Source organism: Curvibacter delicatus NBRC 14919 (assembly GCF_001592265.1).
Classification (GTDB): Bacteria; Pseudomonadota; Gammaproteobacteria; order Burkholderiales; family Burkholderiaceae_C; genus Hylemonella; species Hylemonella delicata.
On record NZ_BCWP01000009.1, the window covers coordinates 37,607 to 51,242 of the forward strand.

The window sequence follows — 13,636 nt, forward strand, 5'->3', positions numbered from 1 at the left end:
GGTCACCGGCACATCGCTCAAGCCGATGCCAGCACCGCCTCGATTTCGGCAAAGGTCTGCGCCACCTCGTAGGTATGGATGGGCTGGCCGAGCTGGCGTGCGATCTGGGTCACCGAGAAGATGCCGAGCAACACCTGCCGGCCGCCATGCGTGCGATCCAGCACCAGCGCATGGGCCCGGCCATCGGCGGTGAGTGTGGCCACGATGTTGCCGACGGTGGCCTTGCGCACCACGTCGAAACTGAGTGCCTCCACCTTCTCCACCGGCACCATCACCTCGGCCACGCGCAGTTCGGAGTACGCCGTCTGGCGCGCCTGGGCCACCCGCATGGCCTTCTCGCCGTGGATGTCCACCGTTGTCACCAGACCGGTGATCCGGCCATCATCGTCGGCCACGACCAGCAGCCGGACACCGCGCGCCAGCATCGAGCGGTTGGCCTCCTCCAGAGTGGCCTCGGCGCCGATGGTGGCGGCCGGGATCTTGGCCAGATCGGTCATGACATCGACCGCCGGCGACCCCATCGTCACCGGCGGCGGATTGAACGCCTCCAGCAGATGACATCCTTCGGGTGACACAAGCGCCTGCGACAAGCGCCCGTACTGCTGTTCTACCTGCATGGTCTGGCCCTCCTCGTTGTTTGAGTGGGCGGTTGGATGGCCTGTGCCGGCCTTAGTTCCGGCCCGGCCGTGCGAATCAGATGCGTGAAATTACGTAGCAGTGCCGACGCAAGGCCTCAGGCCGGCGCCTGCCGCGCATCGTCCACCAGCAGTTCCACCAGCTCGCGTGCATAAGCCGGCAACGCGTCCAGGCTACGCACCACGATCTGCATCGCGCGTTCGGCCCAGGCATCGGCCAGCGGCACGATGGCAATGGCCATGGTCTGCGCATGGCGGCGCGCGGCGGACTCCGGCAGGATGGCCACGCCGACTGCCGCCTCCACCATGCGGCAGGCGGCCTCGAAGTTGCTGACCTGGATGCGTTGTTTCATGGGCCGCTCCAGCCCGTCGCAGATCTGCTGCAGGAAAGCGCGGATGGCGCTGCTCTCGGCCAGGCCGATGTGGTCGAAGTCCAGCGTGTCGGCAAAGGCCACGGCCGCCGCACCGGCCAGCGCATGCTCGCGCGGCAGCACCAGCACCAGACGGTCGCGCCGGTAGGGCAGCACCTGCAAATTTTCCGTGCGCACCAGGCCAGCGACGATGCCGATGTCGGTCTGCCCTTCGGACACGGCACGCACGATGTCGTGGCTCAAGCGCTCCTGCAGGTCCACATTCACATCGGGGTGCGCCAGCAGGTAACGGCGCAAGACGGGCGGCAGGAACTCGCCCAGTGCCGTGGTGTTGGCAAACACGCGCAAGTGGCCCTTGATGCCGCTGGCATATTCCTGCAGGTCGCCGCGCAGGTGTTCCAGCTGGCCCAGCACCAGCCGCGCATGGTGCACAAAGGCCTGGCCGGGGGGAGTGAGCGTGACGCCCTGCGAGGTGCGGAAAAGCAGCTTGACGCCCAGGCCTTCCTCGATATTCTTGATACGGGTACTGGCCGCCGGCGCCGACATGTGGGCCGCCTCGGCGCCCCGGGTCAGGCTGTTCGATTCGGCAATGCGCACCATCAGCCGGAGGTCAACCAGATCAAAAGGCAGGGACATGGCGGCGTGGGGGCAGAAGGCGAAAGTGGGAGTTTGGGCGATTATGCCCAGCCCTCCCGAGTCAGGACGATGACGGATTCCATCCTTTTTGTGCCGAATTAACGGATGTTTTGGGTATTAATGGCTGCGCAAGTATCAAATACAGTTACGGCATGGAAAAAATCCGCCCCAGCCACGCCCAGCCGCAGGCCGTCCTGTTTGACGCCTACGGCACGCTGTTCGACGTCTACAGCGTCGGACTGGCGGCGGAGCAGCTGTTTCCGGGCCGGGGCGAGGCCCTGAGCCGGCTCTGGCGCGACAAGCAGATCGAATACACCCACCTGGTCACGGCCAGCAACGACGGCGCGCACTACCAGCCGTTCTGGGCGCTGACATTGGCCAGCCTGCGCTACACCTGCAAGCGCCTGAAGCTGGCGCCCACGCCGGCGCAGGAGCAGCAGTTGATGAACCAGTACCGGCACCTGAGCGCCTTCCCGGAAAACCGCGATGTGCTGCAGGCGCTGAAGGCGCGCGGCATCCAGACCGGCATCCTGTCCAACGGCGACCCGGAAATGCTGGGCATTGCCGTGCGCAGCGCCGGGCTGGAAGGCCTGCTCGATCACGTGATCAGCGTCGATGCCGTGCGCAAGTACAAGACCCACCCCGAGGCGTATGCCCTGGGCGAGCAGGCCACCAGCCTGCGCGCCGGGCAGATCGCCTTTGTCAGCAGCAACAGCTGGGACGCACTGGCCGCCACCTGGTACGGCTATCAGACCCTGTGGGTCAACCGTTATGACCTGCCGTTCGAAGAGCTGGGCACCCAGCCCGTGCGCACCGGCAGCACCCTGAACGATGTGCTGGGATTTTTCCCGGCTGAATGAAGCGTTGCCCAACGCGCCCAACGAGTTCGTATTTTTTGATTGAGGAGTTGAACACCATGACCCAACGCACCAAGGCCCAGCGCCTGCAAGTTGCCACCAACCTGTACCGCTTCATCGAAGACAAGGTGCTGCCCGGCACCGGCATCAGCAGCGCCGACTTCTGGAAGGGCTTCGACGCCCTGGCCCACGACCTGGGCCCGAAAAACGCCGCCCTGCTGGCCGAGCGCGACCGCCTGCAGCTGGAGATGGATGCCTGGCACAAGGCCAACCCCGGCCCGATCAAGAACATGAAGGCCTACCGCGCCTTCCTGGAAAAGACCGGCTACCTGGTGCCGGCGCCCGCTGAAGTGCGCTGCGACACCGCCAACGTGGACGCCGAACTCGCCGTGCAGGCCGGCCCGCAGCTGGTGGTGCCGATCCTGAACGCGCGCTACGCCCTGAACGCCGCCAATGCGCGCTGGGGTTCGCTGTACGACGCGCTCTATGGCACCGATGCCCTGCCTGAAGACAAGGGCGCCACCAAGATCGGCCCGGACGGCAAGAGCTACAACCCGAAACGCGGCGCCAAGGTGATCGAGTACGCCCGATACGTGCTGGACCGCGTGGTCCCCTTGGCCAAGGGCTCGCACATCAACTCCACGGCGTACACCGTGGAAGGCGGCAAGCTGGTCGTGGCGCTCAAGGACGGCACGAAGTCCCTCCTGGCCGACACCAACAAGTTCATCGGCTACCAGGGCAGCGCCGCCGCACCCTCGGCCGTCCTGCTGCGCAACAACGGCATCCACATCGAAATCCAGATCGACCCCAGCACCCCCATCGGCAAGAGCGACGCTGCCGGCGTGAGCGACCTGCTGGTGGAAGCCGCCCTGTCCACCATCCTGGACTTGGAAGACTCGGTGGCCGTGGTGGATGCCGACGACAAGGTGCTGGCCTATGACAACTGGCTCGGCATCCTCAAGGGCACGCTGACCGAAGAAGTGAGCAAGGGCGGCAAGACCTTTGTGCGTCGCCTGAATGCCGACCGCGTCTACAAGGGCGCCAACGGTGAAGAGATCAAGCTGCACGGCCGCTCGCTGCTGTTCGTGCGCAACGTCGGCCACCTGATGACCAACCCGGCCATCCTGTACGGCAACGGCAGCGAGATCCATGAGGGCATCATGGACGCCGTCATCACCACCACCATCGCGCTGCATGACCTGAAGGGCCTGACGCAGAACGGCGTGCGCAACTCGCGCACCGGCTCGATCTACATCGTCAAGCCCAAGATGCACGGCCCGGCCGAAGTGGCCTTTGCGGTGGAACTGTTCGACCGCGTGGAAAAGCTGCTGGGCCTGCCGGAGAACACCGTCAAGCTCGGCATCATGGACGAAGAGCGCCGCACCAGCGTCAACCTCAAGGCCTGCATTGCCGCCGCCAAGAGCCGCGTGGCCTTCATCAACACCGGTTTCCTGGACCGCACCGGCGACGAGATGCACACCGCCATGCACGCCGGCCCCATGATCCGCAAGGCCGCCATGAAGGGCAGCGAGTGGATCAACGCCTACGAGCAGGACAACGTGCTGGTCGGCCTGGCCTGCGGCCTGAAAGGCCGTGCCCAGATCGGCAAGGGCATGTGGGCCATGCCCGACCTGATGGCCGCCATGCTGCAGCAGAAGATCGTGCACCCCAAGGCCGGCGCCAACACCGCCTGGGTACCCTCGCCCACCGCCGCCACGCTGCACGCACTGCACTACCACCAGGTCAACGTGGCCGAGGTGCAGGAGCAGCTGGAGAAGCAGGCCACCGCCAAGAACTTCAAGCAGGTGGAAGAGAAGCTGCTGACCGGCCTGCTGACCATCCCCGTGGCCACCAAGCCCAACTGGACGCCGGAAGAGATCCAGCAGGAGCTGGACAACAACGCGCAGGGCATTCTGGGCTACGTGGTGCGCTGGATCGACCAGGGCGTGGGCTGCTCCAAAGTGCCCGACATCCACAACATCGGCCTGATGGAAGACCGCGCCACGCTGCGCATCTCCAGCCAGCACATCGCCAACTGGCTGCTGCACGGCATCACCAACGAAGCCCAGGTGCGCGCCACCTTCGAACGCATGGCCGCCGTGGTGGACCAGCAGAACGCCGGTGACCCGCTGTACAAGCCGATGGCCGGCCACTTCGACACCTCCTTCGCCTACAAGGCGGCGACCGACCTGGTGTTCAAGGGCCTGGAGCAACCCAGCGGTTACACCGAGCCGCTGCTGCACGCCTGGCGCCTGAAGGTGAAAGCGGCGGCCTGAAGCTGATGCGCTATTGGTTTGATAGCTGCCTGCGCATGACGGGCAAGGGCTAAAGGCCAATTTGGCTTATAAAAAACGGCACCTTCGGGTGCCGTTTTCATTGGGGTCTGGAGCACGTGCCAAACGTCGGAACACGAGCGCATGCGCGTGACGGCACGTACAGCCTTCGTCTTGGCTAAGCCGCTGAATGCGCAGCAGCTTCCGGGAGCCGCGCGATCACCTTGATCTCGAATTGAAAGCCGGAAAGCCAGGTCACACCCACGCCCGTGAGCGTGGGATGCGGGGCATCGCCCCAGTATTCGGACACGACGCCCCAAGCCTTCTCGAGGTGGGCTTCGGGGTCCACCATGAAGACGGTAACGTCAACCACGTCGTTGAAGGTACACCCTGCGGAAGACAGGATGGCGTTGAGATTCTCGAACGCGAGGCGGACCTGCTTCTCCAGGTCGGGCTCCGGTGAACCATCCGGCCGGCTGCCCACTTGGCCTGAGACAAACAGAAAACCATTGGATCGGATCGCTGGTGAGTAGCGGTTCTTTTCGTACAACGCCTGGCGCCCGGCCGGGAAACAACATCGCGCACTGTCATGGAATACCTTTTCAAGGATGGGTTGGGATGGATGAACTCAGTAGCTCGACCCGACTTTAGGAGGCTAAGGCGCAGGGATAAACAGGCAAGTCGCACAATCACTATTTGAGATTTCCAAACAATCTTTGGAAAACAGGGAGTCGATATGGATCGTTTTGATGCGATGCAGGCTTTTGTGCGCGTGGTGGACTCTGGCAGTTTCACCAAGGCAGCGCAGACCTTGCACATGAGCAAGACCACGGTGACGCAGCTTGTGCAGCAGCTCGAAGCACGCCTGCGCGTCAAGTTGCTCAACCGCACCACACGCCAAGTTCACGTCACAGCCGATGGCGCGGCCTACTACGAGCGGGCGGTGCGCCTGCTGATCGACCTGGACGACGCCGAGACGAGCCTGTCCAGTGCTGCCGCCGCGCCCAGAGGACGGTTACGCGTGGATGTGCCAAGCCCGCTGGCGCGGATGCTGTTGGTGCCTGCATTCCCGGAATTCCACGCGCGTTACCCAGACATCCAGGTAGAAATGGGCGTCAGTGACCGCCTGGTTGACCTGATTGGCGACAACGTCGATTGCGTGATTCGGGGCGGGGTGCCCACCGAGCAATCCCTCATCGCACGCCATGTGGGCGACCTTCGCCTCGGGGTCTATGCGGCGCCAGGCTATCTTGAACAGGCTGGGACCCCCTCGCACCCTTCGGAACTAGAGGCGCCTCAGCACCGTCTCGTCGGCTTCCTGTCGTCTCGCACCGGCAAACCCTTGTCTTATCCCCTTCGTCGTGGCGATGAAAGCATCCATGTCCAAGGGCACCATGCTCTCTCGGTGGACGATGGCAATGCCTACCTTGCGGCAGGTGTCGCTGGCATCGGCGTGCTCTGTCTCCCTCATTACATGGCCCGGCCCCATCTGGCGCGGGCTGAATTGGTGCCGCTGTTTGACGATTGGCAGCTGGACGCCATGCCGGTGTACCTGGCATTCCCGCCGAACCGGCATGTGAGTGTGAAGCTGCGGGTCTTTATCGATTGGGTCGTTGATTTGCTGGCACGACACGCGCCTGTCGCCAGCCGAGCAGGCTGAACGCGCGATCTCCCTGGTTCATACTCCCCACTGGCGCCCCGCGGTGGGGTACAGCGACAACAAGGAACGAGTGTGCAATCTGCCAGTGACCAGTGGTTCGACGAGGCCTACTACCAGCGCTACTACTTCGACAAGAAAACCAGCGTGGTCGACCCCGCGCACATGGAGCGGCTGGGCGCCTTTGTGTGCAGCTACCTGCAGTACCTGCGCGTGCCCGTGCGGCGCGTGCTCGACGTGGGCTGCGGCATCGGGCTGTGGCGCGACATCATTGCCCGTCACTTCCCCGACGCGGCCTACCACGGCGTGGAGTACAGCGAGTTCCTGTGCACGCGCTACGGCTGGGAGCGCGGCTCGGTGGTGGACTACCGGAGCACCGAGCCGTTCGACCTGGTGATCTGCCAGGGTGTGCTGCCCTACCTGAGTGCGGCGGACCTCAAGCTGGCGCTGCACAACCTGGGCACACTGAGCCGGGGCGCGCTGTACTTGGAAGCCGTGACACGCGAAGACTACGAGCGCGACACCATCGACGAAACGCTGACCGACCCGCGCCTGTTCCGTCACCGCGCCCAGCTGTACCGGCGCGGTCTGGCCGAGGGGTTCAAGGCGCTGGGTGGTGGTCTGTGGCTGAGCCACCAGGCCGAAGTGCCGCTGTTTGAACTGGAGTGCCTAGACGCGCGCTGAGCCGCGCCACTGCACGCGCACCCGGAAGTCCGCACAATCCTCGCATGGACGGCCTGCAACCCTTGATCGACTTCGTGCACCAGCACCCGCGCCTGCTGGTCATCACTGGTGCCGGGTGCAGCACCGCTGCCGGCATCCCCGACTACCGCGACGAACACGGCGCCTGGAAACGTCGTGAGCCGATGCGCTACCCAGTGTTTGTGGGCGACATGCTGGCACGCCAACGCTACTGGGCACGCAGCATGCTGGGCTGGCCCACCATGGCCGGTGCGCAACCCACCGCCGCGCACCACGCGCTGGCGCAGCTGGAGCGTGCCGGCCGCATCGTGCAGCTGGTGACGCAGAACGTCGACGGCCTGCACCAAGCCGCTGGCAGCAGCAAGGTGGTGGACCTGCACGGCCGCATCGACACCGTCTGTTGCCTCGGCTGCGGCACCCGCAGCCCGCGCCGCGCACTGCAGGAGGAACTGATGGCGCGTAACCCAGCCTGGCTGGCGCTGGACGCACACAGCCTGCCCGATGGCGACGCCGACCTAGAGGACCTCGACTTCGCCACCTTCGACGTGCCCGCCTGCCCGCACTGCGGTGGCGTGCTCAAGCCGGACGTGGTGTTCTTTGGTGAGAGCGTGCCGCGCGAGCGCGTGGCGGCGGTGCGTGAGGCACTGGCGCAGGCCGATGCCGTGCTCGTGGCTGGCTCGTCCTTGATGGTGTATTCGGGTTACCGCTTTGTAGAGGAAGCGGTGAAGGCGGGCAAGCCGGTAGTCGCGGTGAACCGGGGACGGACGCGAGCAGATTCTGTCTTGGGTCTCAAATTGGAAGCGGACGTAGGCCGCGCACTAGCCGCGCTTGCTTCGTTGCATGCCATCGAGCCTGCGGCGTAAGACGGCCTCTTGTTGTTGATCGACCGTCAGCTAGCGCTGGCGGTCTGTCAGCGTCAAGAAGAACAGACGTTCAACGTTTGAGCTAAGGTGCGAGTCGGCTCCAGCGAAGGATTAGCGATGTGCCTACTTGCGCGCTGCATCGACTTCTTTTTGATAAGCATCGTGGGACATCCCGGCGTCCTTGAGGCAACGGTCACGTGCGTCGCCATCAGCTTGTTTCATGCACTCGGTGCGCTGTGCATTGCGGCCTGTGGCGTAGAGCTGCTGTGACGAGCAGGCTGCCAAAAGTAGAGAGACAAAAATGAGGGCGATTGGTGTGCGCATGTTGCGAGGGCGTAACGTGATACAGGCAGCAAAAACGCAGAATAGCATGGACGGATGTTCGCTAGCGCCTCCCTTGCTGCAAGCCAAGCGGTTGTTTTATTTGAAGAATTTCGTTGAATGAACATATCGGAGACCCAAGCTCATAACAACCGACGGAACCCCGCGATGTAACGGCCGGCTGGCGTTGCCAGCGCATAGCAGGTTCATTCGCCATGAGGCTCATTGAGCAACCGTTTTGGGAAGAATTGGCAATGTCGGCTAGTGGCGGCGGATTCAACCGGTCAGCGACAAACCTTTGTCACCACCAAGCAAATCCCGAAACCTCTGCGCCGCAGCCTCCGCCCCCGAGTCCAGCGTAGGCTCAGGTCGCCTTCGGCGGCACCCGATCCGCGGGATGGTTGACGCCGTCGTTGGTGGGGACGTGCGGCAGCAGGTAGGGGTCGATGCCCTCCAGGCAGCCGACGTTGTAGCCGTACTGTTGAGGGTTGGAGCGCCGCTGGTGATGGGTGTAGATGCCGCAGACGCCACAGAAGTAGTGCCTGGCGACCTTGGTGTTGAACTGGTAGAGCCGCAATGCCTGCTCACCCTGTACCACGCGGATGCCGTCAAGCGGCACGGAACCGACGATGGCGCCCTTGCGGCGGCAGATGGAGCAGTTGCAGCGACGCGGATCAACGATACCGTCCGGCAGGCTGAGTTCCAGTACGACGGCGCCGCAGTGGCAGGACAGCCGGTGCTTGGGTTGGACGGCTACGCCGCCGACGGATTTGATGGACATTGCAACTCCATGAGGGCGGATGGCCGCCCGACGTGATGCGGACCGCGAAGTACGGAACGCCTGGAACCGGCGACCTCATGCCGGCCGCCCGCTTTGTTGTCGAGTGCCTGATTTATAGCTGAAATGCCGCCAGCCTCCGGCCTTCGTGATGACATCACCGACCCTGCCAACCGCAGGAACGCGCGTGCCGGCTGAATCGCGAGGCCTCATTCCCCGCCGCCAAACAGATCCCGGAACTTCTGAGCCGCATCTTCCGCACCCGTGTTCTTGCTCATCGGCGTGCCCTTCGGATACTCCTCCGCAATGCGGTCTTCCCAATAGGTGGTGGGATACGGCGCGCTGCACAGACGGCGAAACACTTCCTGCGGCACGTGCTTGTAGGCGCGCACCGTCTTGTCGTCCCAGTGCAGCTCGAGCTGCTGGGTGCTGGCGTCGTAGTCGGCGCGGCGGATGCGCCCGTTGGTGAAGGTCTTGCTCTGCATGTTGGGCTCCGAAGGGAGCTCGCGACGGGGCGGGCCCTGCCGGATCGTCGCACATCCCAGAGCCGCTCCTGTTTTGATAGCTGGTGGCGCTTATTTAAAAAGCCCAAACGACCGATTTGACTTGGAAAAAGACAGCACCCACAGGTGCCGTCTTGGCCGCCCCAACCAGCACGGAGCCGCAGCGCCGATGCCCCGCCTTACTCGCCGAGCCAGAAGCGTTCGCTGCGGTCGAGGAAGTCGTGCACGTGGACGGTGACCGTGTCTTCACCCAGCAGCACCACGCCGTACTGTGGCGGCTCGTGGCTGCCACCGATCTTGGGCGTGTCGTCCAGCCGCAGCGCCACCTGGTGGTTGGTGCCGCGCAACGTGGAGTACGGGATGCCGAGCCAGGAGCCGAAGATGGGCCGGTGCACGTGGCCGAAGAACAGGTGGCGGATGCGGTGCTCCTGCCCCTGCAGGGCGCGCCGCAGCGGTGCGGGGTCGAGCAGGGCGATGCGGTCCATGGACGGGATGCCGAGCGCGAAGGCCGGGTGGTGCATGAAAAGCAGCACCGGCTCGTCGCTCTGCGCCAGCCGCTCGGCCAGCCACTGCGCGCGCTGTTCGCACAGCACGCCGTGGCTCACGCCGGGTTCGTTGGTGTCGAGGAAGAGGCCGCGGTAGCCACCGATGGCCACCTCGTACTGCACGAAGCCGTTGGCGTCCACCGGCACCTGCGGGAAGTGCTCGCGAAAGCGCTCGCGGCTGTCGTGGTTGCCCAGGATGGGAAACACCGGCATGGGCAGGCGGCCGAGCTGCTGCGCGAGCTGGCGGTAGGCGTCCGGGTGGCCGGTGTCGGCCAGGTCGCCGGTGACAACGCACAGCGCGGCGTCGCCATGCTCTGCGATCACGCTGTCGATGCAGCGGGCCAGGCGGCGGTACGGGTCGAGCCCGTAGAGCGCCTGCCCCTGCGCCACCAGGTGCGTGTCGGTGATGTGGATGAACTTGAACACGATGCGGTCTCTCCTCTTCAGCGCGGTAGCAGGGCCTGCACGTCGCGCGTCATGGTGGCCAGCGCCTTGTCCGGGGCCACGTCCTTGGCCACCACGGTCTGGATGTGGTCCTTGATGACGTCGGTGATCTTCAGGCCGCTCTCACCCGGGAAGGCATACCAGCCGGTCAGCACCGGCAGCTGCTTGATGGCGGTGAGGTAATTGGGGTTCTGCTCGTAGAAGGGCTTGAGCAGGGCCGGGTCGTTGGCCGGCAGGGCGTTGGCCGGGAAGTAGCCGGTGCCCTTGACCATGACGGTGGCGCCCTGCGGGCCGGTGGCGAACTTGATGTATTCCCAGGCGGCTTTCTGCTTGGCCGGGTCCTTGGCGAACAGCATTGCCACATTGCCGCCGGCGGGCAGGCGGCCGTTCTTCTCGATCGGCATGCGCGCGGTGCGCAGGTCAAAGCGCTTGCCGACCTGCTTGGTGGTCAGCCCCAGGCGCGAGGTGGAGGTGACCAGCACGGCCAGATTGCCGGTGATGAAGTCCTGGTTGGCGTTGCTGAAGGAGATGTTGCGCATCTCGCCTTCGTTCACGGCCTTGGCGAAGGTCTGCATGGCGGTCTTGCCGGCAGCACTGTCGAAAGCCACCTTCTTCTCGTCCGGCGTCAGCATGGTGCCGCCGTTGGAGAAGACCAGTGCCTGCCACATCCAGTTGCCGGTGATCTCCCAGTCCATGTGCAGGCTGTGGGTGCCGGGGTTGGCGGCCTTGGCTTTCTTCGCTACCTCGACGATGCCGTCCCAGGTGGCGGGGAACTGCTCGGGAGTGACGCCGGCCTTGCGCACCAGGTCGGCATTGAAGTAGACGATGGGGGTGGAGAGCGAGAAGCCGATACCGACCTGCTTGCTGCCGATCTGGCCCAGCGAGAGCAGCGCCTTGTCGTAACCCATCTTGCCCCAGTCCTTCTCGGCCTGGATGAGCGGAGTCATGTCGACGGCAATGCCGCGGTCGACGAACACGCGCTGGCGGTTCAGGCCCTGGTAAGACACGTCGGGCAACTGGTTGGTAACCGCCTGGCGCAGCGCCTGCTGCGTAGCTTCCTCGTAGCCCGGCGTGGACGCACGGAAGACCACCTTGTACTGCGGGTACTTCGCCATGAAGTCCTTGGCGATCTTCTCGTGCACGTCCTTGAAGATTTCCGGGTAGGGGTAGTCCACGACGATTTCCAGCGGCTGCTGCGCATGCGCCCAGCCGCAAGCCAGCAGCACGCCGGCTGCGATGGATTTCAGGACAACTCGTTTCATGGGATGCACTCCTTGATGGATGAAGGGAGAAAGAAAGGGAAACGGAAAGAGGAAAGATCAGCCTTTGACGCCGGTCAGCGTCACGCCTTCGATGAAGCGCTTCTGGGCCGCGATGAACAGCAGCAGCAGCGGTGCCGTGATGAGCACGGTGCCGGCCATGAGCGGGCCGTAGTTGATGCCGGCCTCCTCGTTGCGGAAGAACATGGTGCCCAGCGGCGGCGTGGCCAGCTCGGGGGAGGAGATCACCAGCAGCGGCCAGAAGTAATCGTTCCAGTGCCAGACGACCGAGAAGATGGCGAAGGCAAACAGCGCCGGCACGGCAGTGGGCAACATCACACGCCAGACCAGCTCGAACTCGCTCATGCCGTCCAGGCGCGCGGCGTGCACCAGGTCGTCCGGCACGGTGCGGAAGAACTGGCGCATCAGGAAGATGCCGAAGGCCGAGATGGAAAACGGCACGATCAACGCCGACATGGTGTTCAGCATGCCCAGGTGGTGCAGCATCACATAGGTCGGAATGGCCGTGGCCTGGTGCGGGATCATCAGCGCCAGCAGCACCAGGCGCCAGGCCCAGGTCTTGCCGCGGAACTGCAGCTTGGCAAAGGCGTAGGCCGCCGGCAGCAGCACCACGATCTGCAGCACCAGGATGGCGGTACAGACCAGCAGGCCGTTCCACAGGTAACGCAGCAGGGGCACACGCGTCAGCGCCTCGGTGTAGTTCTCCACCAGCGCCAGCCGCGTGGGCAACAACGTCAGTTCGCGCGTGAACACCTCGTCCATCGGCTTGAGGGAGGTCAGCACCATCCAGATGAAGGGCGCCAAGAAGACCAGCGCACCCGCCATCAGCAGCAGGTGGCGCAGCGCGCGGAAGAGGAAGGTGCGTGCGGAGAAGGTGAGCATCATCGGGCGTTCTTCAGGCGTAGTGGGTCTTGCGTTCCATGGCGCTGTGCTGCACCTGGGTCAGGAAGAAGATGCCGGCGATGAACACCACCGTCATGGCGCTGGCGTAGCCCATGCGGAAGAAGCCGAAGCCTTCGGCGTAGATGGTGTGCAGCAGCACCTCGGTCGACTTGTTGGGACCGCCGCGCGTGAGCACGTGCACGGTGTCGAACACCTGCAGTGCGCGGATGGCGCAGACGGTGACGACGAACAGCGTGGTTGGCCCGAGCAGCGGCCAGGTGATGCGGCGGAAACGCTCGCACGGGTGCGTCACGCCGTCGAGCGCCGCCGCGTCGCGCACGTCCTGCGGAATGCTCTTGAGGCCGGCAAGAAAAAGCACCATCGCCAGCCCGGCCATCTGCCACACGCCAATGGCCGCCAGCGAGTACAGCGCCAGCCGGCGGTTGTTGAGCCAGTCCTGCGGCTGCAGGCCGACCCACTGCAGCATGTGGTTCACCAGCCCGGCGCTCGGGTGCAGCAGGAATTGCCAGACCACGGCCATGGCAATCAGCGTCGATGCCACCGGCATGAAGAAGGCGGTGCGGTAGAAGCCGCGCAGCTGGGTGTCGGATTCGATCAGCAGCGCCGTCCCCAGGCCGATGGCCACGGCACCGGCAGTCACCAGCACGAGGTAGAGCAGCGTGTTGGCGAGCGACTGGCGGAACACCGGGTCGCTCCAGAGTTCGGCATAGTTGGCCAGGCCGACCCAGTTCAGCGTGGCGGCGCCGAACTGCCAGTCGGTCAGCGACAGCATGGCGACGACGGCCACCGGCCCGAGCAGGAACACAAGCAGCAGCACCGTGGCCGGTGACAGCAGCAGCAGGGTATTGAGCGGATGCACGCGCATGGT

At 64.6% G+C, this 13,636-nt stretch carries 15 protein-coding genes; 5 read left to right on the forward strand and 10 right to left on the reverse strand.

Going from position 1 to position 13,636, the window contains the following annotated elements:
• Positions 1 to 17 precede the first annotated feature (17 nt).
• The gene (locus CDE01S_RS06180; protein WP_066705024.1) at positions 18 to 617 is read right to left on the reverse strand and encodes a CBS domain-containing protein; all 600 of its coding nucleotides are present in this window, start codon (positions 615 to 617) and stop codon (positions 18 to 20) included.
• Positions 618 to 733: 116 nt separating this feature from the next.
• Positions 734 to 1,642: a LysR substrate-binding domain-containing protein gene (locus CDE01S_RS06185; protein ID WP_066705026.1), complete on the reverse strand. Its 909-nt coding sequence runs from the start codon at positions 1,640 to 1,642 to the stop codon at positions 734 to 736.
• Between the two features lie 152 nt (positions 1,643 to 1,794).
• On the opposite strand from CDE01S_RS06185, the gene CDE01S_RS06190 reads away from it, so the two are divergent.
• Both CDE01S_RS06190 and CDE01S_RS06195 read left to right on the forward strand, forming a co-directional pair.
• Entirely contained in the window at positions 1,795 to 2,502 is a 708-nt protein-coding gene (locus CDE01S_RS06190; RefSeq protein WP_066705028.1) for a haloacid dehalogenase type II, read from the forward strand.
• Positions 2,503 to 2,558: 56 nt separating this feature from the next.
• The gene (locus tag CDE01S_RS06195) at positions 2,559 to 4,775 is read left to right on the forward strand and encodes a malate synthase G (protein ID WP_066705148.1); all 2,217 of its coding nucleotides are present in this window, start codon (positions 2,559 to 2,561) and stop codon (positions 4,773 to 4,775) included.
• Positions 4,776 to 4,950: 175 nt separating this feature from the next.
• On the opposite strand, the gene CDE01S_RS06200 is transcribed toward CDE01S_RS06195, so the two are convergent.
• The gene (locus CDE01S_RS06200) at positions 4,951 to 5,322 is read right to left on the reverse strand and encodes a RidA family protein (RefSeq protein WP_245636119.1); all 372 of its coding nucleotides are present in this window, start codon (positions 5,320 to 5,322) and stop codon (positions 4,951 to 4,953) included.
• Positions 5,323 to 5,508: 186 nt separating this feature from the next.
• Here CDE01S_RS06200 and CDE01S_RS06205 point away from each other — a divergent pair, with 186 nt between their 5' ends.
• From CDE01S_RS06205 to CDE01S_RS06215, 3 genes are all read left to right on the forward strand, one after another.
• Complete coding sequence (locus CDE01S_RS06205; RefSeq protein ID WP_066705032.1) at positions 5,509 to 6,432, forward strand: LysR family transcriptional regulator; 924 nt, start codon at positions 5,509 to 5,511, stop codon at positions 6,430 to 6,432.
• Between the two features lie 72 nt (positions 6,433 to 6,504).
• Complete coding sequence (locus tag CDE01S_RS06210; protein WP_066705034.1) at positions 6,505 to 7,113, forward strand: class I SAM-dependent methyltransferase; 609 nt, start codon at positions 6,505 to 6,507, stop codon at positions 7,111 to 7,113.
• Between the two features lie 44 nt (positions 7,114 to 7,157).
• On the forward strand, positions 7,158 to 7,994 hold the full coding sequence (locus CDE01S_RS06215; RefSeq protein ID WP_066705039.1) for an NAD-dependent protein deacetylase: 837 nt from the start codon (positions 7,158 to 7,160) through the stop codon (positions 7,992 to 7,994).
• A 123-nt stretch (positions 7,995 to 8,117) separates the two neighbouring features.
• Here the strand turns inward: CDE01S_RS06215 and CDE01S_RS18440 are convergent, their stop codons facing one another.
• The 7 genes from CDE01S_RS18440 to CDE01S_RS06245 all read right to left on the reverse strand — a co-directional run bounded on the left by CDE01S_RS18440 (position 8,118) and on the right by CDE01S_RS06245 (position 13,633).
• A complete protein-coding gene (locus tag CDE01S_RS18440; RefSeq protein WP_157077056.1) occupies positions 8,118 to 8,318 on the reverse strand; it encodes a hypothetical protein in 201 nt (66 codons plus the stop codon).
• A gap of 361 nt (positions 8,319 to 8,679) precedes the next feature.
• A complete protein-coding gene (locus CDE01S_RS06220; RefSeq protein WP_066705041.1) occupies positions 8,680 to 9,096 on the reverse strand; it encodes a GFA family protein in 417 nt (138 codons plus the stop codon).
• A gap of 206 nt (positions 9,097 to 9,302) precedes the next feature.
• Positions 9,303 to 9,578, reverse strand: coding sequence for a KTSC domain-containing protein (locus CDE01S_RS06225; protein WP_066705043.1), 276 nt, complete (start codon positions 9,576 to 9,578; stop codon positions 9,303 to 9,305).
• Positions 9,579 to 9,775: 197 nt separating this feature from the next.
• The gene (locus tag CDE01S_RS06230) at positions 9,776 to 10,567 is read right to left on the reverse strand and encodes a phosphodiesterase (protein WP_066705045.1); all 792 of its coding nucleotides are present in this window, start codon (positions 10,565 to 10,567) and stop codon (positions 9,776 to 9,778) included.
• 17 nt (positions 10,568 to 10,584) lie between these two features.
• Positions 10,585 to 11,847, reverse strand: a complete 1,263-nt coding sequence (locus tag CDE01S_RS06235; protein WP_066705047.1) for an ABC transporter substrate-binding protein — start codon at positions 11,845 to 11,847, stop codon at positions 10,585 to 10,587.
• Positions 11,848 to 11,904: 57 nt separating this feature from the next.
• Positions 11,905 to 12,750 carry a carbohydrate ABC transporter permease gene (locus CDE01S_RS06240; protein ID WP_066705049.1) on the reverse strand — a complete coding sequence of 282 codons (846 nt, stop codon included), beginning with the start codon at positions 12,748 to 12,750 and terminating at the stop codon, positions 11,905 to 11,907.
• A 10-nt stretch (positions 12,751 to 12,760) separates the two neighbouring features.
• A complete protein-coding gene (locus CDE01S_RS06245) occupies positions 12,761 to 13,633 on the reverse strand; it encodes a carbohydrate ABC transporter permease (protein ID WP_066705051.1) in 873 nt (290 codons plus the stop codon).
• Positions 13,634 to 13,636 lie beyond the last annotated feature (3 nt).

Bases quoted from the DNA above. Each gene is read 5' to 3' on its own strand.
- CDE01S_RS06180 (WP_066705024.1), bottom strand. From the start codon at position 617: ATGCAGGTAGAACAGCAGTACGGGCGCTTGTCGCAGGCGCTTGTGTCA.
- CDE01S_RS06185 (WP_066705026.1), bottom strand. From the start codon at position 1,642: ATGTCCCTGCCTTTTGATCTGGTTGACCTCCGGCTGATGGTGCGCATT.
- CDE01S_RS06190 (WP_066705028.1), top strand. From the start codon at position 1,795: ATGGAAAAAATCCGCCCCAGCCACGCCCAGCCGCAGGCCGTCCTGTTT.
- CDE01S_RS06195 (WP_066705148.1), top strand. From the start codon at position 2,559: ATGACCCAACGCACCAAGGCCCAGCGCCTGCAAGTTGCCACCAACCTG.
- CDE01S_RS06205 (WP_066705032.1), top strand. From the start codon at position 5,509: ATGGATCGTTTTGATGCGATGCAGGCTTTTGTGCGCGTGGTGGACTCT.
- CDE01S_RS06215 (WP_066705039.1), top strand. From the start codon at position 7,158: ATGGACGGCCTGCAACCCTTGATCGACTTCGTGCACCAGCACCCGCGC.
- CDE01S_RS18440 (WP_157077056.1), bottom strand. From the start codon at position 8,318: ATGCGCACACCAATCGCCCTCATTTTTGTCTCTCTACTTTTGGCAGCC.
- CDE01S_RS06220 (WP_066705041.1), bottom strand. From the start codon at position 9,096: ATGTCCATCAAATCCGTCGGCGGCGTAGCCGTCCAACCCAAGCACCGG.
- CDE01S_RS06225 (WP_066705043.1), bottom strand. From the start codon at position 9,578: ATGCAGAGCAAGACCTTCACCAACGGGCGCATCCGCCGCGCCGACTAC.
- CDE01S_RS06235 (WP_066705047.1), bottom strand. From the start codon at position 11,847: ATGAAACGAGTTGTCCTGAAATCCATCGCAGCCGGCGTGCTGCTGGCT.
- CDE01S_RS06240 (WP_066705049.1), bottom strand. From the start codon at position 12,750: ATGATGCTCACCTTCTCCGCACGCACCTTCCTCTTCCGCGCGCTGCGC.
- CDE01S_RS06245 (WP_066705051.1), bottom strand. From the start codon at position 13,633: ATGCGCGTGCATCCGCTCAATACCCTGCTGCTGCTGTCACCGGCCACG.